This is a genomic window from Micromonospora salmantinae, assembly GCF_022230905.1.
GTDB lineage: Bacteria > Actinomycetota > Actinomycetes > Mycobacteriales > Micromonosporaceae > Micromonospora > Micromonospora salmantinae.
The window spans coordinates 272219-289690 of the sequence record NZ_JAKKFG010000045.1 but is presented as its reverse complement, the minus strand read 5'-3'; the positions used below and the strand labels follow the sequence as shown (position 1 = coordinate 289690).

Here is a 17472-nt window from a genome sequence, read left to right as displayed (position 1 = left end):
CGAACCCGCTGACCGTCACCCGACGGGGGCGGACTTCAACCACGACAGGGCCGCCCGGTGGTAGGCGACGGCGAACTCCAGCGCGCTGGCGTCGTACGTCTCGCCGTCCCGTTTGGCGTTCTTCACCTGCTCCCGGACCTGGGCGAGAGCCTCGGTGTGGTATTCGTTGGCCGAGGCGTACAGGCCCTTCAGCTGGCTGGCGGAGTGCAGGTTGCCGAAAGCCATCCGGAGCGCTATCGGGTTGCGGATGGTGTCCCGCCCCGGGTTCTCCGCGAGCCAGCGGGAAAACGTTCGTTTTCCGCTGGCGGTGAGCGCGTAGGGCTGACTCATCCGCGGGCCCGGCTTGCCGAGCCGCACGAAACCCCGCTCAGCCAGCACCGGCAACTCGCGGTACACCTGACTGCGGGTCATCGACCAGTACGGCGCCAGACGGCGCTCAGCGGCGGCCATCAACTGACCGCCTGTCATCGGGCCCTCGTGGAGGAGGCCGAGCAGGGCCGCCGCCGTAGGGTTGACTCCGGAATCCGCCATGCCCACTACGCTGCCACTTTGCGCACCCGGCGTCCAGGATTTGCCGGTTTGCCACCCGACAGGACTTCCTAAGTGCACTGTCGGCGGCAGACTGTCCGTTGAGGACTATCGATGGATCGCCACATTCCGGGCGCCCGCCGGCGGTGCCCACGCGCGCCGCCGGCGGGTCGTCGCCGGTCAGCCCATGTGCGGGTACGTGTGGTCGGTCGGCGGCACGAAGGTCTCCTTGATCGTCCGCGGGGAGATCCAGCGGACCAGGTTCAGCCAGGAGCCGGCCTTGTCGTTGGTGCCGCTGGCGCGGGCGCCACCGAAGGGCTGCTGCCCGACCACAGCGCCGGTCGGCTTGTCGTTGATGTAGAAGTTGCCGGCGGCGTACCGCATGCGCTCGCCGACCGACTCGACGACCCGGCGGTCGGTGGCGAACACCGAGCCGGTCAGCGCGTACGGGGCGATCGACTCCGCCTGCGCGACGACCTCGTCGAAGCGGGCGTCGTCGAACACGTGCACGCCCAGGATCGGCCCGAAGTACTCGGTGGTGAAGGTCTCGTGGGCGGCGTCGCCGCACTCGAAGAGCGTCGGTCGCACGAAGTAGCCGACCGAGTCGTCGGCGGTGCCACCGGCCAGCACCCGGCAACTGTCGTCACCGGCGATCAACTCAAGCGCGGCGGTGTGCCGGGCGAACGCCTTGTCGTCGATCACCGCGCCGCCGAAGTTGCCGAAGTCGGTCACGTCACCGTAGGTCAGCGAGTCGGCGGTGGCGGCCAGCCGGTCCCGCAGCCCGCCCTCCCAGATCGAGCGCGGCACGTACGCCCGCGACGCCGCCGAGCACTTCTGGCCCTGGTACTCGTACGCGCCACGGATCAGCGCGGTGTGCAGAGCGTCCACGTCGGCGCTGGTGTGCGCGACGACGAAGTCCTTGCCGCCGGTCTCGCCGACCAGGCGAGGGTAGCCCCGGTAACGGGAGATGTTGTCGCCAACGGTCCGCCACAACTGCTGGAAGACCTTCGTCGAACCGGTGAAGTGGATGCCGGCCAGATCCGGGTCGGCGAGCACGACGTCCGAGACCTCCTCGCCCCGGCCGGTGACCATGTTGATCACGCCGGGCGGCAGGCCGGCGGCCTCGAACAGCCGCATGGTGAAGTGCGCGGCGAACTGCTGGGTCGGGCCCGGCTTCCAGACCACAGTGTTGCCCAGCAGGGCCGGCGCCGACGGCAGGTTGCCGGCGATGGCGGTGAAGTTGAACGGGGTGACCGCGTAGACGAAGCCCTCCAGCGGGCGGTGGTCGAAGCGGTTCCAGACGCCGGGCGAGGACGCCGGCTGCTCCTCGAGCAGGCGACGCGCGAAGTGCACGTTGAACCGCAGGAAGTCGATGAACTCGCACGCCGCGTCGATCTCCGCCTGGATCGCGGTCTTCGACTGACCGAGCATGGTGGCGGCGTTGAGCGTGTCCCGCCAGGGACCGGCGAGCAGCTCGGCGGCGCGCAGGAAGATCGCGGCGCGCTCCTCGAAGGGCAGTGCCCGCCACATCGGCGCGGCGTCCTTGGCCGCCTTGGTCGCGGCCCGCGCGTCGTCGTGGGTGGCGTGCGCGGTCACCCCCAGCACGTGGGCGTGCTTGTGCGGCTGCACCACGTTGATCGGGTCACCGCCGGCCATCCGCTGCTCACCGCCGATGGTCATCGGCAGGTCGATGCGCTCGGCGGCGAGCTCGGTCAGCCGCCGCTGGAGCCGGTCCCGGTCGGGGCTGCCCGGCTCGTAGTTGCGAACCGGCTCGTTGCGCGGCTCGGGAACGGAGAACACGGCATCCATCAAGGCTCCTGGCGATCTCGACAGCAGTGGCGAAACCGGACCCGCGGGCACCGACCGGATGGTCGGACACCGGACGCCGCACGGGAGGCCGAGCAGCGGCGGGACCTCCCCTGATTCTCCCATGACGGGCCGCGCGACCCACCTCCGCCACCGCCCTGTGCCAAGGACCGCCCCACCCCTCCTCCCCTTACCGACCGGTCTCGATCCGTCCCGCTGTCCCGGGGCGGCAGGCAGCCCAGCGGGCCCGCGTACCCTGAATGGTCGGTGACCTGCCGCCTCGAAGGGGAGACGATGACCAAGCAGCCCGGCCGCGTCCCGGCCGCTGAGTCGGACGAGCCGGCAGTCGACGCGGCCAGCGCCGGCAGTCGGCCGCTGCCCGCCCCCGGCGCCGCAGTGCTCGCGCTGCTGGCGCTCGGCTGGCTGGCCGCCATGCTCTGGTCCACCCGGGAGGCCATCACCTCGGCGGCGGCCGGGGTCACCGCGATCAGCCTCTCCGCGTTCGCCCTGCCCGGCGTGATCTCGGCCGCGCTGGTGGCCGGCGCTGCCGTCGCGCTGGCCGGTGGCAACGTGCTGGCCCGCCGGTACGGCGACTGGGCCACCCTGCGTTTCGCCGGGGCGATCGGCGGCGGAATGCTGGTCGGGCTCGCTGCCGCGGTGGCCATCAACCTCACCTACTTCGACACGTCCACCACCAACGTGATCGCCGGCACCACGGCGGCCGCGGCGATCATCGGAGGCGCGCTGGCCGGCGCGCGGACCGCCCCGGCGATCGGCGCCGTGGTCACCGCCGCGCTGGGCACACTGATCTTCGTGGTCGCGTTCAGCCGCGCCCGGGACCCGCTGTTCGACCTCTTCGGCTCCGGCGACAGCCAGGAATCGTTGATCAACGCGGCCAAGTGGGTGTCCCGTACCGAATCGCTCGTCGCCGGGCTGCTCGCCGGGCTACTGGCCTTCGGCTACCTGACCTGGGCACGGCGTCGAGCCGTCCGCCGCGATCCCGAGGCCCCGGCGCTGCGCTGGCCGGCGTACCTGCTCGCCGGCGCCGGGCCGGGGCTCCTCCTGCTGCTCGCCGAAGTGATCATCAGGGTTGGCGGGCGGTCGCTGCTCGACCTTGCCAGCGCGCTCAGTGAGGCGGACGCGGTGGCGCAGACCTCGCTGGGCACCTCGCGGGTGGACAACGGCATCTGGGTGCTCTTCGTGGGGGCGCTGACCGCGCTCATCGCGTTCGGCCGCACGCTCAGCCCGGCCCACAGCGACGACGACGAACCGGCCCACGTCCCGAACCCCGTCGCGGACCAGGTCGACCCGGCGGACGACAAGCCGGGCTACGCCAAGGCGTTCGACGCGGACCCGGCCGAGACGTTCGACGACGACACAGCCAAGACGACCGACGCGGACCCGGCGAAGGCCGACCCGGCTCGCTGACGCCTGACCGAGGCCGGCGTGCGGCCCAGGTGGGCGTGCCCGGCGTCCGGTGTCCGGCTGCGGCTGGGACGGCGTCCCGGCTCAGTCGGTCGCGCCTAGCAGCTGGTCCAGCTCCGTCACGTCGTACCACTCCAGCTCGTGGTCCTCGGCGCCGTCGACAGTGAACTGGGCGTCCGGGTCACCAGCCGCCGCCTCGGCCACCACGTCGGCCGCCGCGCCGACCTGCTCGGCCGCGTCCGTGCCGTCCACGTGGATGGCCGCGACGGCGCCCACCGGCACGGCGTCGGTCAACGTCACAGTGCTGGAGCCCAACTCACCGTCGCCACGCCCGATCGCTGCCGACGGCAGGTCGACCGAGATGACGACGCGGCGGCGGGGAGCGGTCGGGTCGGCCCGGAGCAGGTGCAGGGCGTCCTGGGCAGCCCGGGTGAAGGCGACGTACTCCAACTCCTCCTCGTCACCCTCGGCGTACCACTCGCGCAGCGCCGGAGTCACGGCGTGCGCCTCATCGGCGGCCAGCCCCTCCGCACGCAGCCGGGCCAGCATCGGTACGGTCGCCGGCACGTACACCCGGACAAGCTCGTCGGTCACCGGTCGTCTCCCCGCGTCGTCCTCCACCGGCGGCCGCCGGCACGGGCGCAGATCATGCCGCACGCCGTGACCGTCATACACCCCGCCTCCGGCCGGAGGAAGTTCCCGGCCGGTGTGTCCCGCGTGGTCGGTCCGCCACCAACCAGGTGCGGTGCTGGGCGGCGAGGGCTGTCGGTGGCAAACTGAGCCAAACGACATCAACCCCGGGAGTTTCTGTGGAGCCGAGGTTCCTGCTGCTCTCCGACGTGGCCGCCGAGCTCAACGTGTCGGACTCGCAGGTCTACCACATGGTGCGCAGCGGCGAACTGCCGGCGATCAAGATCGGCGGGCGCGGCCAGTGGCGCGTCGAGCGCGCTCGACTGGAGGAGTACATAGCGCGCAAATATGACGAAACGGCAGACTGGGTGCAGAGCAACCCGCTGGTCGACCGCGATCCCGAGTAGCAGACGGGCGGAAGCCGCCACGAAGCCATTGACCGAGACTGTTCTGTCGCCCAGAATCGAGACTGTCGGAGGCAAACGAAGGCAAACGCAAGATCAAGGGGGCCATGATGAGCGGAGCGCGACCCGGTCCCTCTCGACCACCCGTTCGGCTGCGCCCCGTCCCGCCCTTCGACCCGCCGTACGCCGACGAGACCGACGGGTCGTACTGGCCGGCGCCGACCGACGGCCAACTCGCCCTCGACCTGTTCGCCTCCACCCGTCCCAGCCCGGTCCGGCCGCCGGAGCGGCGAGCAGCTCTGCGCCCGGTGCCCAGCAGGTCCGCCGCCACCCACCCGGTTGCGTCGTTGCCGCCGTCGACCGCACCGGAAACCACCCGAGCCGCGCACCGCTTCGTCGGCACCTGCCTGGAGGTGGTCAACGGCTACCGCTCGCCGGCCCAGGTGCGGGCGCTGCTCGACCCGGCCCGCGCGGGCGACCTGCTGACCGAACTCGCCCGCGCGTCCGGCCGGGCCGGGACGTCCCGCCGCCGTAGCGGCCGACCACTGGTCCGGCTGCTACGCCTGCGGGTCTGTGAGCCCCGCGACGCCGCGGTGGAGGCGGCAGCCGTCCTCACCGGCGCGGGCGGCCGAAGCTGGGCGATGGCTTTGCGCCTCGAACATCGCCGGGGCCGCTGGCTCTGCGTTGCCCTGCACGTGCTCTGACCCCACCTGCCCCGGTCGCCGGCGAGGCTCACACGACAACGACGGGCCCGGCCTGGTCGGCCGGGACCCGTCGGTCAGACGCTGTCGGTGCAGCTGCTGTTTGTCAGTTGCCGCCGTTGGGGGCGCCGTGGCAGCGCTTGTACTTGCGGCCCGAGCCACACGGGCACGGCGCGTTGCGGGACGGACCGTTGCTCGCCTCCGCCTGGTTCGGTGCCGGCCGACGGGCGGCGGCCGACGGAACTGCCGGGCCACGCAGCCCGGATGCCGGCCGCTGCGGCGCGGACGGCGCGCTCCGCCCCGGTGCCGCCGGAGCACCCGGAGCCGGTCGGCCCACACCGAGCGCCGGAGCCTGCTGCTCGGCCTGCTCCACGGCGACCGCGCCCGGGCTGGCCTCACCGTCGATGGTGGGGGCGGAGTATTGCAGGCCCTGCCGCCGCGGCGCCTGGTTGAGGCCCTTGGCCCGGATCTCCACCGGCTTGTCGAGCAGGGTGACCTCGTCGGCCCCCTCCGCCGGCTCCGGTTCCGTCACCTGGACGTCGACGTTGTAGAGGAAACCGACGGTTTCCTCTTTGATGCCGTCCATCATGGTGGCGAACATGTCGAAGCCCTCGCGCTGGTATTCCACCACCGGGTCGCGCTGGGCGTACGCCCGCAGGTTGATGCCCTCCTGGAGGTAGTCCATCTCGTAGAGGTGCTCGCGCCACTTACGGTCGATGACCTGGAGCAGCACCATCCGCTCGAGCTGGCGCACCCCCTCGGTGCCGAGCTGCTCCTCACGCCTGTCGTACGCGGCGTTGGCGTCCTCCTTGAGGCGGGCGACCAGGAAGTCGGCGTCCATGCCGGCCCGGGAGCCACCGGCCTCCTCTTCCAACTCCTCGATCGTCACGCCGACCGGGTAGAGCTGCTTGAGGCTGGACCAGAGCTGCTCAAGGTCCCAGTCTTCGCCGTAGCCGTCGGAGGTGGCGCCCCGCACGTACGCCTCGACGGTGTCGTCGATCATGTTGCGGACCTGGTCGGAGAGGTCTTCACCGTTGAGCACCCGGAGCCGCTCGGCGTAGACGACCTGGCGCTGCTTGTTGAGCACCTCGTCGTACTTGAGCACGTTCTTGCGGATCTCGGCGTTCTGGCCCTCGATCTGGGCCTGGGCGCTCTTGATCTGCCGGGTGACCATCTTCGACTCGATGGGCACGTCCTCCGGGATGTTGAAGCGCTCCATCACCGCCTCGACCGCTCCGGCCCGGAAGCGCCGCATCAGCTCGTCCTGAAGGGACAGGTAGAAACGGGACTCGCCCGGGTCGCCCTGCCGGCCGGCGCGACCACGCAGCTGGTTGTCGATCCGCCGGGACTCGTGTCGCTCGGTGCCGAGCACGTAGAGGCCGCCGGCCGCCGAGACCTCTTCCGCCTCGGCGTCGCAGGCCTGCTTCCAGGTGGGAAGGACCTCCTCCATCGCCTTGGCGTACTCTTCCTCGTTCTCCAGCGGGTCGAGGCCGCGCTGGCGCAGCTCGTTCGCGGCGAGGAACTCGGGGTTGCCGCCGAGCAGGATGTCGGTGCCGCGGCCGGCCATGTTGGTCGCCACGGTGACCGCGCCCTTACGCCCGGCCTGGGCGACGATCTCGGCCTCCCGGGCGTGGAACTTGGCGTTCAACACGTTGTGCGGGATGCCGCGGCGGCGCAGCAACTGGGAGAGGATCTCGGAGTTTTCCACCGAGACGGTGCCCACCAGCACCGGCTGACCCATCTGGTGCCGCTCGGCGATGTCCTCGATGACGGCGTTGAACTTGGCCTTCTCCGTCTTGTAGATGACGTCCGGCCGGTCCTCGCGAACCATCGGGCGGTGGGTCGGGATGGTCACGACGCCGACCTTGTAGACCTTGTTGAACTCGCTCGCCTCGGTCTGCGCCGTACCGGTCATCCCGGACAGCTTCTCGTAGAGGCGGAAGTAGTTCTGGAGGGTGATGGTGGCCAGGGTCTGGTTCTCCTGCTTGATCTCCACCCCCTCCTTGGCCTCGATCGCCTGGTGCATGCCCTCGTTGTAGCGACGGCCGTGCAGGATGCGACCGGTGAACTCGTCGACGATCAGGACCTCACCGTCGCTGACGATGTAGTCCTTGTCGCGCTTGTAGAGCTCCTTGGCCTTGATGGCGTTGTTGAGGTAGCCGACCAGCGGGGTGTTCACCGACTCGTACAGGTTGTCGATGCCGAGCCGGTCCTCGACCTTGGCGACACCCCGCTCGGTCACCGCGATGGTGCGCTTGGAGTGGTCGACCTCGTAGTCGCCCTCGCCGTCGGTGCCGGGCTGGAGCCGGGCCACCACGCCGGCGAACTCGCCGTACCAGCGGGCGGAGTGCTCGGCCGGGCCGGAGATGATCAGCGGGGTGCGGGCCTCGTCGATCAGGATGGAGTCGACCTCGTCGACCACCGCGAAGTTGTGCCCGCGCTGCACCAACTCTTCCTTCGACCAGGCCATGTTGTCGCGCAGGTAGTCGAAGCCGAACTCGTTGTTGGTGCCGTAGGTGATGTCGCACTCGTAGGCGGCCTTGTGCTCACTGGCCGGCCGGTTGGGCAGCACCACGCCGACGGTCAGCCCGAGGAACTCGTGCACCCGGCCCATCCACGCCGCGTCACGCTGGGCGAGGTAGTCGTTGACCGTGATCACGTGGACGCCCTTGCCGGAGAGCGCGTTGAGGTAGACGGCCATGACCGAGGTCAGCGTCTTGCCCTCACCGGTCTTCATCTCGGCGATGTTGCCGAAGTGCAGCGCCGCGCCACCCATCACCTGGACGTCGTACGGGCGCTGGCCGAGCACCCTGGCGGCCGCCTCGCGGGCCACCGCGAACGCCTCCGGCAGCAGGTCGTCGAGGGTCTCACCCTCGTCGAGCCGCTCCCGGAACTGTTCGGTCATGCCGGCCAGTTCCTCGTCGGTGAGGTTGACGTAGTCGTCCTCGATCGAGCTGACGGCGGCGGCGATGGCCTTGAGCCGTCGCACCATGCGGCCCTCGCCCGCGTTAAGGACCTTTTCCAGAATCGACACGGATCAACGCTCCCCTAGACAGTCTCGAACCATCGTAGGCGCTCCATCGGCCCGATGGTCACTGGTGGCGGTGCTCGACCCCGCCGAACCCGACATAACTCGCGTCCTGCGCACGCTCCAAACGTTATCCGGTTACGCCGTCGGCGAACGCTACGGCAGGATGCACGAGTGGAGCCCGTGGAGATCATCGAGGACGGCCTGCTGCTGCGGCCCTGGCGGGAGACGGACGCCGAGGCCGTGCACCGAGCCTGCCAGGACCCGGACATCCAGCGTTGGACCAACGTACCGCGCCCGTACCGGCCGGAACACGCCAGCGGATTTGTCACCGAGATGAGCCGGAAGGCCTGGGCCGAGGGCACCGGGGCACCGTTCGCGGTCTGCGACCCGGACACCGGGGAGCTGCTGGGTTCCAGCGGGCTGATCTCGATCGACAAGGACGGCACCGGTGAGATCGGCTACTGGACGGCGCCCTGGGCGCGTGGTCGGGGCGTGACGGTCCGGGCCACCCGGGCGGTGGCCCGCTGGTCGTTCGACAGCCTCGGGCTTCGCCGGCTCGTCTGGCAGGCCGAGGTGGGCAACCACGCCTCGCGGCTGGTGGCCCTCCGGGCCGGTTTCCGGATCGACGGCAGGTTGCGGCTGGCCAACCCGGCGCTGCCCGGCAGCGCGGACGGCTGGATCGGCTCGCTGCTGCCCGGCGAGGTGCCTGCCGCCGGGACGACCGGTCCGGCCGGACCGGGCACCCTCGCCGCCCTGCGGGCCGCCGTCTTCGGCCGCCCGCAGCCCGTTCTGTTCGCCGAGACCGGGGCCGGCGAGCTGCGGCTGCGGCCCATGGAGGAGAAGGACCTGGACGCCGTGGTGCAGACCTGTCGGGACCCGGAGAGCATCCGCTGGACGACAGTGCCGGACCCGTACGAGCGCGCCGACGCGCAGGGCTACCAGGCTTACGGCCGGGACGCCTGGGCTCGGGGGGACGCCGCCTGCTTCGTGATCGCCGACTCCGACGACAGGTACGCGGGCACGCTCGACCTGCGGCTCTCCCCCGCCGACCCGCTGGTGGCCGACGCCGGCTTCATGACCGCGCCGGCGGCCCGGGGCCGGGGCTACCTGCCCGCCGCGCTGGTAGCGGTCAGCGCCTGGGGCTTCAGCACGTTGGGCCTGGCGCGGATCGAGTGGAAGGCGAATGTGGGCAACACCGCCTCCCGCCGGGCGGCGGAGAAGGCGGGCTTCCTGATCGAGGGAATCGCCCGGGGTGGCGTGCAGCACCGGGGCGAGCGGGTGGACGTGTGGGTCGGGGCGCTTCTCGCGAAGGATCTGGGATGAATCCGCGGCCGGTCGTCGAGGCGCACGGGGTGCGGCTGCGCCCGTTTCGCGCGGAGGACAGCGCCGACGTGGTGGACGGCTGCGCGGACCCGCTGACTCAACGCTTCGTGTCGAACCTGCCGACGCCGTACACCGAGACCGACGCCCGCTGGTGGATCGACGTCGGCGCCCCGGCGGCCTGGACCGGCGGCGGCACGGCGTACGCCGTCGCGGACCCCGCGACCGATCGGCTGCTCGGCGCGGTGGGGCTGAACAACCCGGTGCCCGCTCGGGGTCAGCTGGAGATCGGTTACTGGATGCGACCGGCGGCGCGCGGTCGCGGGCTGGCCACCGCGGCGACCCGCGCACTGAGCGAGCACGCGTTCGCCGCCGGGGCGGCCCGCCTGGAGCTGCTCACCGAACCGGAGAACGGTCCGAGCCAGCGGGTCGCGCTGGCCGCCGGCTTCCGCTACGAGGGTCTGCGCCGGTCGGCCGGTGCGTCCCGGGACGCGGGCCGGCACGACCTGCTGGCCTGGGTACGCGTCGCCGGTGATCCGCCCGGCCCTGCCGCCCGGCTGCTGCCCGACCTGCCCGGCGGGGTGCTCACCGACGAGGTGGTGGCGCTGCGCCCACTCGGTCCGGACGACGCGGCGCTGATGTACCGGCTGCACAGCCGACCCGAGGTGGTGGCGAACCAGGCGCCGCCGGTGCCGCCGACCCGCGAGGCGATGGAGCGGCGTTGTCGTCAAGCGCAGAGCGGCTGGCTGACCGGCGAGATCGCCAGGTTGCTGATCACGGACGTGGCCAGCGGCCAACCCGTGGGCAGTTGCGGCTTGTCGTACACCGACGTGGCCGCCGGCGAGGCGTCGGTGGGCTACGCGTTGCTGCCGGAGTGGCGCGGCCGGGGGTACGCGACGCGAGCGGTCCGGTTGCTCGCGGGCTGGGCGTTCGGCTCGGCCGGTGTCGCCCGGCTGTCGGCCGGCACGGTGCCGGACAACACCGCCTCGCACCGGGTGCTGGAGCGGGTCGGTTTTCGGCGCGAGGCCCTTCAGCGCGGCCGGCTGCCCGGGCTGGCCGGCACCCGCCTGGACGACCTGACCTTCGCGCTGCTCCCCGCCGACGTCCGCTGACGGACCATGGAGTTGTGGTGGGCGTTTCCCCACCACAACTCCGTGGTCGACGCGGATCGGCTACCGGTCAGGTGGCGAGGGAAATGATGCCGTAGTCGTACGCGTGGCGCCGGTAGACGACGCTGGGGCGGCCGGACTCCTTGTCCTGGAACAGGTAGAAGTCGTGGCCGACCAGCTCCATCTCGAACAACGCGTCGTCGATGGTCATCGGCTCGGCCGGGTGCACCTTCTCCCGGGCGATGTGCCACGGCTGGTCGTCCTGCTCCTCTTCGACCCGCTCCGCGACCGCGGTGCCGGCGCGGGCGCCATCGCTCGGCGCGCTCAGCGCGCTGGGCACCAGGTCCGCAACCGGCAGGCCCGCTGTGGCCTCGGCGACGGAGATCGGCGCGTGCCGGCCCCGGTGTACGCGGCGGCGGTCGGCCGCGCGGCGCAGCCGGGTGTCGAGCTTCGCGATGGCCGCGTCGAGCGCGCTGTAGAAGTCGTTCGTGCAGGCTTCGGCCCGAATCACCGGGCCCCGGGAAACGCAGGTGATCTCCACCCGCTGGCAGTGGTCGGCCTGGCGCGGATTGCGCTCGTGAAACAGCTCGACATCAACGCGAATGAGTTTGTGGTCGTAGCGTTCGATCTTCGCGAGTTTCTCGGCTACGTGTACCCGGTAATGGTCCGGCACTTCGACGTTTCGGCCCTTGACCACGATGTCCACGTGACCTCCCTTGTTCGGACGGTCTTCGATCCGGTTGCCCGGCCGCGCGCCGTGGGGAGACCCGCTGGCGTCGACCGGTTGGTACGGCTACGCCTCCTCTCACCGCCGAGGGTGGTGGGAACGACCTCCTACCCCCGACAGCGAAACGCTAACTCCTGTTTGCCCGGCAGTCACCCCATGTTGCCGAGACGGCCCAGGATTTTTCGCAGCTCATACACCAACGGGTGAAACGGAAACACTGTCGGTTACGACTGGTGTCTTTTCTCGGTCGCCGCGAGCACCACCGCGACACTCGGTGCCCATCCTGTCGCGGTCAGCACCCGGCTCGCGGCGGCCAGGGTCACGCCGGTGGTGACGATGTCGTCGAGCAGCACCACGACCGGCGCCGCGCCCCCGGCACGCCCCCGGACCGGCCCGGTCGAGCGGGGCTGGAATGCCGCCTCGGCCGCCGCCGCACGCTCGGCGCTGTCCAGGGTGACCGAGTCGGGCCGGGGCGACGCCCGCAACGGACGGTGCACCCGCACCACCCAGCCGCTCCGGTTGAGCCGGGCCGCGCAGTGCCGGGCCAGCCGGTCGAGGTGGTCGCCGTAGCGGGACCGGGCCGCCGCCGCGGTGTCCGGGACCGGAACCAACGCCAGCGGACGGGCCCCACCGACGGCCGCCGCGACGACCTCGGCGAGCAGCGCGCCGAGCGGGCGAGCAAGCCCGTGCCGGCCGTGTTCCTTGTACGCCAGCAGGGCCTCGCGCAGCGGACCTGCGTACGGGCCGAGGGCGACGCAGGACGGCAGGCCCGGCGGGGCGGGGGTGGGGCGGACCGCCAGTGGCCGTAGTGCACCCAGCGCCACGACGCAGGCGGGGCAGACCCCGTGCCGCAGGCCGGGTCGGCGCTCCCGACAACCGGCGCAGTCGGCGGGCAGCACCAGGTCGGCGAGGTCCGCCCAGAGCCCGCTCACCGTGTCAGTAGAGGAAGAACGGCGCCGACGGGTTGCTCGGCCGGACACCGGTCGGCACCGGGGCGATGTCGCGTACCCGGCCGGGCTCGATCCGTTCGAACGGGCTGCTGCGGTAGGCCACCCCGTTCGCCTCGTACATGTACGCCCCGCTGGGCGCCCGCACACCGCGGTTGGTCGGGTACGCGGTCAGGTGGGTGACCTTGGCGCCGAGGTCGGTCCGCAGCGGCGTCTCCAGGGCGCCGTCGACACTGATCTCGTAGATCGCCGGCTGGCCGACCGACCCCGCCACCACCAGCTGGTCCTCCCTGCCCCAGTCGACAGCCGTCGGGTTGGTCAGCGAGGTGACCAGCTCTCGGGGCGGGCCGATGGAGGCCCCACCGCCGTCGAGGTTGACCGCGGCGACGTAGAGACGGCCGCCGGCGATCAGCGCCACCCGCTGGCCGTCCAGCGCGGCGGCCACCGCGGTGACCGCGGCGGAGGGCAGGTTGAGCGGCACCGGATACATCCGGGCCGCCTCGTCGAACCGGTAGAGCTGCCCGTCGGCCACCACCAGGCCGCGGCTGGGGCGGTTGTCGACAGTACGCAGCCAGACCGGTCGGCCGATCGAGGAGTATTCGGTGTCGCTGCGGCTGATCACGGAGACCGGGTCGGCGCCCGTGCCCACGGCGAGTCGGTACCGGTTCTTGCTGCTGCCGGTGACCATCATGGCGGCGAGGATCCGGCGGTCCTTGGCCAGCCCGAGGCTGGCGGAAACGACGTTACGGTTGGCCTCGGGTGTCAACGGCACCGTGCCGCTGGGCTCGCCTTCGAAGTCGAGTGGGTGGATCGCGCCGTCGTACACGCCGAACCGCTGCGGGCTGGCGGCGTACGGATACAGCACCTGGGAGTCTCGGCGCTCGCCCAGGTCCACCACGGGCTGCGCGTTGTTGCGGATCTTCAGCTCCAGCTGACCGGTGAGGTCGCCCAACGACCAGGCGATCTGCGTGATCAACTGATCGATCCCGCTCTGGTCGTCACCGGACATGTCCAGGTTGACCTCCCACCGACCGTTGCCGCCGGTGGCGTTGTTGATCAGCTCGGTGCGGTCCGGCAGCCCGACGACTCCCGGCCGCAACCAGTCGGAGGGGCCGCCGACCAGCCACTTCACCACCTCGTTGACCTGCCGCTCGACCGGCACCGCCTGCGGCCGGTAGCGCTGGTCGGGCACCAGGCGGCTGCGGTCCGAACTCCAGAAGTAGATCGTCTCGTCCTGGTAAAACTCCCGAAGGGCGGTGTCGCTGAGCAGCAGCACGTTGGGCGGGTTGATGATGTAGAGGCCGGCCCGGTCATCGTTGACGCCGCCGTTGAAGGACGCGCTACGCAGGCCGAACTCGTACTCCGTCTCGGTCGCCACGGGTGGAGCCAGGGTGCCGTCGGTCCGCAGCACCCCGATCTGCTGCACGGCGATCTTCACGGTCGTGGTCGAGTCGCTGTTGAGGGTGTAGACCGCCTCGCGCAGCCGGACCACGTTCAGCGCGACCTCGCTGCCCTTCTTGTCCTGTAGACGGGTCTTGTCCTCCGGGGCGATGAACGCCTTGACCCGCTCGTACGCCCGATCCGGCTCGCCGGCGGCGGCGGACAGGAAGTTGCGGACGAACGTCTCGTTGACGCTGCCGCTGGCCGTCCGCGTCGGTGGCTCGCTGCCCCGACTGATCACACCGGCCTCGGTCGCGGCGCCGCCCTTGCCGTCCACCCGCACGTCGGATGCCGCCGGGATGCCACAGCCGGCGCCCAGCAGCACCATCACGCCGAGGGTCCCGAGCAGAGTCGGCCGTCTCACGAGCGCACCTCCGTCCGCTGCCCGTCTCCGGCCGGAGCCGGGCCGATCGCCAGTGCCCCGCCGGTGCCGGGGCCGATGGCCAGTGGTCCACCGTCGCGGGGGCCGCCGAACGGCAGGGCGGCGTCGGCCGGCACCAGCCGCAGCGGTGAGGTGGTCAGCCGATCGCCCGCACGGGCCGGCAGGGTGAGCCGGAACTGCGCGCCCTGCCCGGGAGCACCCCACGCTTCCAGCCAGCCGCCGTGCAGCCGTGCGTCCTCCAGGCTGATCGACAGGCCCAGCCCGGTGCCCCCGGTCTGCCGGGCCCGGGACGGGTCCGCCCGCCAGAACCGGTTGAACACCAGCTTCTCCTCGCCCACCTTCAGCCCCACACCGTGGTCGCGGACGGTGATCGCCACGGCGGTCTCGTCGATGCCGAGGGTGATCAGCACCGGGCGGGCCTCACCGTGCTCGACGGCGTTGCCGACCAGGTTGCGCAACACCCGCTCGACCCGGCGCGGGTCGACCTCGGCGATGACCGGCGTGCCCGGCAGGTCGAGTTCGATCGGTACGCCCACCCGCTCGGCCAGGCCAGCCAGCCGGTCGACCACCCGGTGCACCACCGGCACCAGGTCGGTCGGCTCGGAATCCAGCATGGCGAAGCCCGCGTCGAACCGACTGATCTCCAGCAGGTCGGTGAGCAGTTCCTCGAATCGGTCCAACTCGGCCTGGAGCAGCTCGGCGCTGCGGGCGACCGCCGGGTCGAACTCGTCGCGCTCGGCGAAGATCAGGTCGGCGGCCATCCGGACAGTGGTCAGCGGGGTACGCAGCTCGTGGGAGACGTCCGAGGTGAAGCGGCGCTGCAACCGGGACATCTCCTCCAGGCGCAGGATCTGCCGTTGCAGGTTGGTGGCCATCTGGTTGAACGACGCGGCGAGCAGGGCCAGGTCGTCCTCGCCGTTGACCACCATCCGCTGGTCGAGCAGGCCCGCGGAGAGCCGCTGGGCGGTTCGTGCGGCGACCCGGACCGGGTTTACCACCAGCCGGGTGACCAGCGCCGCGAGCAACCCGAGCAGGATCACCAGGGCGACGCCGGTGGCCACCACTGTCGCGCGGGCGTCGGCGGCTGTGACGTCCTGCCGGCCCAACGGGACCAGATAGTAGAGCTCGATCTGGCCGAAGCGGGTGGGCACCGGCGAGCCGTAGACCAGGTATTTGGTGGTCTCGCCGGTGAGTCGCCCGGTGCGGATCTGACTGGCCACCTTGCCGTCGGCGATCGCGGCCCGCAGCTCGGGGCTGATCAGCGACTGCACGTTCGCCGACGGGGAGGTGCGCGTCTGGATGTCGTTGGGATAGTCGTCGGCGGTGATCGCCACCACCACCCCGCTGGTCTGCTGAGGGTCGCCGCCGGCCAGGTAGTTGACAGTGCCGTCGATGGTCTCCTGGAGCTGCGCTTCCTGCGGCTGCCCGTAGAAGGAGACCTGCTTGGCCGCGTAGCTGGCGCCGCTGGTCACCCGCTGCCGGACGTCGCTGCGAGCGCTGTCGAGCAGGATGGTGGTGATCTTGTCAGCGATCAGGAACGCGAACCCGCCGACCAGCAGGCTGGACGCGACCAGCGTGATGGTCACGACCCGGACCTGGAGCGACCGGCGCCAGGTCTGGTGTGCCCGACCAACCGCACGAGCGACCCGACCGCTCACCGCACGCCAGAGCTCCCCGCCGGCGCTGGGCCGGCGGGCAGCCGTACTCGGGGAGGGTGGGGGCGGCGAGGTCGACACAGTGCGACCAGGCTATCCGGTCCCTGCCTTGTAGCCCACGCCCCGCACGGTGAGGATGATTTCCGGTCGCTCCGGGTCCGGCTCGATCTTGGCCCGCAACCGCTGGACGTGCACGTTGACCAGACGGGTGTCGGCCGCGTGCCGGTAGCCCCAGACCTGTTCGAGCAGCACCTCGCGGGTGAAGACCTGACGTGGCTTGCGGGCGAGCGCGACCAGCAGGTCGAACTCCAGCGGCGTCAGCTTCACCTCCTCGTCGTTGCGGCTCACCGTGTGCGCGGGCACGTCGATGGTGATCTGGTTGTCCGGCGGCCCGATGGTGAGCATCTCCGGGGCCACGTCCTCGCCTCGGCGCAGTCGGGCCCGCATCCGGGCCACCAGTTCCTTGGGCTTGAACGGCTTGACCACGTAGTCGTCGGCGCCGGACTCCAGGCCGAGCACGACGTCCACGGTGTCGCTCTTCGCGGTCAGCATGACGATGGGCACGCCGGACTCCGCCCGGATCGACCGGGCCACGTCGATACCACTCATACCGGGAAGCATCAGGTCAAGCAGCACGATATCGGGACGGCTGTCGCGAAAGGCGGCCAACGCCCGCTCGCCGTCCGCCACAAACGAGGGCAGGAAACCCTCACTGCGCAGCACGATGCCGAGCATCTCGGCGAGCGCGGGGTCATCGTCGACCACCAGTACGCGGGCTCTCATGGGATTAATATTGCATCCTCATTCAGTTCGGTGGGACCGGCGTCCGCCGGTAACGCTTCGCGCCGCCGTCAAACCGGTGATCGCGGTCCGCGGCGGCGGCGCCACGGCTGCGGTGCCTGGCGCGCGAACGGGCCGTCGCCAGGCTGCCACCATGATCCCCCTTCGACGCCGCCGGGCGCCACCACAGGCTGGGCCGATCCGGCTGTCGCTATCCGGACGACGGTCAGCCGAACAGCCGAGCCCTCAGTGGCCCCGCCGTCTTCTACCCCGGGCGGGCAGGCGAACACCCCACCGGGGAGGTTCACGACAAGCCTCCTGAGCCACTGCCGAGGACCGACGACCGCCCCGGCAGCCAGCCGGCTGTGGCAGGATCCCCGCCGTGAGGGGATTCCTGCCGTGGCTGACGGTGCTGGCCGTGGTGCTGCTGCTCAGCGCACTACGCCTGCGGGCGCTGGCCACCGTGGTGTCGGTCGGCTGGTTGGTCTGGTGCGTCTGGACGTGGTTCCGGCCCACCCGGCGCGGCCCCCGTTCGGGCTGACCCGGCGGCGGACAGACGCTGAGCCCGCCGAGCCGGCGGCGCAGAC

At 71.3% G+C, this 17472-nt stretch carries 15 protein-coding genes; 6 read left to right on the top strand and 9 right to left on the bottom strand.

The window, feature by feature from the left end; translation table 11 throughout:
- Positions 1–15: 15 nt before the first annotated feature.
- Entirely contained in the window at positions 16–531 is a 516-nt protein-coding gene (locus PSH03_RS30225) for a PadR family transcriptional regulator (protein ID WP_091393967.1), read from the bottom strand.
- Between the two features lie 177 nt (positions 532–708).
- The gene (pruA, locus tag PSH03_RS30220; protein WP_238691105.1) at positions 709–2337 is read right to left on the bottom strand and encodes an L-glutamate gamma-semialdehyde dehydrogenase; all 1629 of its coding nucleotides are present in this window, start codon (positions 2335–2337) and stop codon (positions 709–711) included.
- 291 nt (positions 2338–2628) lie between these two features.
- On the opposite strand from pruA, the gene PSH03_RS30215 reads away from it, so the two are divergent.
- On the top strand, positions 2629–3762 hold the full coding sequence (locus tag PSH03_RS30215) for a hypothetical protein (RefSeq protein ID WP_238691104.1): 1134 nt from the start codon (positions 2629–2631) through the stop codon (positions 3760–3762).
- Between the two features lie 81 nt (positions 3763–3843).
- Here the strand turns inward: PSH03_RS30215 and PSH03_RS30210 are convergent, their stop codons facing one another.
- Complete coding sequence (locus tag PSH03_RS30210; protein WP_210784513.1) at positions 3844–4353, bottom strand: DUF6912 family protein; 510 nt, start codon at positions 4351–4353, stop codon at positions 3844–3846.
- 215 nt (positions 4354–4568) lie between these two features.
- Here PSH03_RS30210 and PSH03_RS30205 point away from each other — a divergent pair, with 215 nt between their 5' ends.
- Both PSH03_RS30205 and PSH03_RS30200 read left to right on the top strand, forming a co-directional pair.
- Positions 4569–4796, top strand: a complete 228-nt coding sequence (locus tag PSH03_RS30205) for a helix-turn-helix domain-containing protein (RefSeq protein ID WP_030490852.1) — start codon at positions 4569–4571, stop codon at positions 4794–4796.
- Between the two features lie 104 nt (positions 4797–4900).
- Positions 4901–5497, top strand: coding sequence for an Rv3235 family protein (locus PSH03_RS30200; RefSeq protein WP_238691103.1), 597 nt, complete (start codon positions 4901–4903; stop codon positions 5495–5497).
- A 103-nt stretch (positions 5498–5600) separates the two neighbouring features.
- Here the strand turns inward: PSH03_RS30200 and secA are convergent, their stop codons facing one another.
- Entirely contained in the window at positions 5601–8528 is a 2928-nt protein-coding gene (gene secA, locus PSH03_RS30195; protein ID WP_210784511.1) for a preprotein translocase subunit SecA, read from the bottom strand.
- Between the two features lie 168 nt (positions 8529–8696).
- Between secA and PSH03_RS30190 the strand changes: the two genes are divergently transcribed.
- Together PSH03_RS30190 and PSH03_RS30185 are read left to right on the top strand one after the other, a co-directional pair.
- Positions 8697–9848 carry a GNAT family N-acetyltransferase gene (locus PSH03_RS30190; protein ID WP_238691102.1) on the top strand — a complete coding sequence of 384 codons (1152 nt, stop codon included), beginning with the start codon at positions 8697–8699 and terminating at the stop codon, positions 9846–9848.
- The gene (locus PSH03_RS30185; RefSeq protein WP_210784509.1) at positions 9845–10957 is read left to right on the top strand and encodes a GNAT family N-acetyltransferase; all 1113 of its coding nucleotides are present in this window, start codon (positions 9845–9847) and stop codon (positions 10955–10957) included. The genes PSH03_RS30190 and PSH03_RS30185 overlap by 4 nt, the downstream gene beginning before the upstream one ends.
- A gap of 67 nt (positions 10958–11024) precedes the next feature.
- Here the strand turns inward: PSH03_RS30185 and hpf are convergent, their stop codons facing one another.
- The 5 genes from hpf to mtrA form a co-directional block, all read right to left on the bottom strand.
- Positions 11025–11660: a ribosome hibernation-promoting factor, HPF/YfiA family gene (gene hpf / locus PSH03_RS30180; RefSeq protein ID WP_210784508.1), complete on the bottom strand. Its 636-nt coding sequence runs from the start codon at positions 11658–11660 to the stop codon at positions 11025–11027.
- Positions 11661–11905: 245 nt separating this feature from the next.
- Positions 11906–12613 (bottom strand): ComF family protein, encoded by a 708-nt coding sequence (locus PSH03_RS30175; protein ID WP_210784507.1) that lies wholly within the window; start codon positions 12611–12613, stop codon positions 11906–11908.
- A 4-nt stretch (positions 12614–12617) separates the two neighbouring features.
- Positions 12618–14396 (bottom strand): LpqB family beta-propeller domain-containing protein, encoded by a 1779-nt coding sequence (locus PSH03_RS30170; RefSeq protein WP_210784533.1) that lies wholly within the window; start codon positions 14394–14396, stop codon positions 12618–12620.
- 32 nt (positions 14397–14428) lie between these two features.
- The gene (gene mtrB / locus PSH03_RS30165) at positions 14429–16186 is read right to left on the bottom strand and encodes an MtrAB system histidine kinase MtrB (RefSeq protein ID WP_210784506.1); all 1758 of its coding nucleotides are present in this window, start codon (positions 16184–16186) and stop codon (positions 14429–14431) included.
- 12 nt (positions 16187–16198) lie between these two features.
- Complete coding sequence (gene mtrA, locus PSH03_RS30160; protein WP_030331519.1) at positions 16199–16888, bottom strand: MtrAB system response regulator MtrA; 690 nt, start codon at positions 16886–16888, stop codon at positions 16199–16201.
- Positions 16889–17267: 379 nt separating this feature from the next.
- On the opposite strand from mtrA, the gene PSH03_RS30155 reads away from it, so the two are divergent.
- Entirely contained in the window at positions 17268–17426 is a 159-nt protein-coding gene (locus tag PSH03_RS30155) for a hypothetical protein (protein WP_210784505.1), read from the top strand.
- The last annotated feature ends 46 nt before the right edge of the window (positions 17427–17472 follow it).

Coding starts and splice junctions, on each gene's coding strand:
- PSH03_RS30225 (WP_091393967.1), bottom strand. CDS start 531: ATGGCGGATTCCGGAGTCAACCCTACGGCGGCGGCCCTGCTCGGCCTC.
- PSH03_RS30185 (WP_210784509.1), top strand. CDS start 9,845: ATGAATCCGCGGCCGGTCGTCGAGGCGCACGGGGTGCGGCTGCGCCCG.
- PSH03_RS30200 (WP_238691103.1), top strand. CDS start 4,901: ATGATGAGCGGAGCGCGACCCGGTCCCTCTCGACCACCCGTTCGGCTG.
- mtrA (WP_030331519.1), bottom strand. CDS start 16,888: ATGAGAGCCCGCGTACTGGTGGTCGACGATGACCCCGCGCTCGCCGAG.
- pruA (WP_238691105.1), bottom strand. CDS start 2,337: ATGGATGCCGTGTTCTCCGTTCCCGAGCCGCGCAACGAGCCGGTTCGC.
- PSH03_RS30215 (WP_238691104.1), top strand. CDS start 2,629: ATGACCAAGCAGCCCGGCCGCGTCCCGGCCGCTGAGTCGGACGAGCCG.
- PSH03_RS30170 (WP_210784533.1), bottom strand. CDS start 14,396: ATGGTGCTGCTGGGCGCCGGCTGTGGCATCCCGGCGGCATCCGACGTG.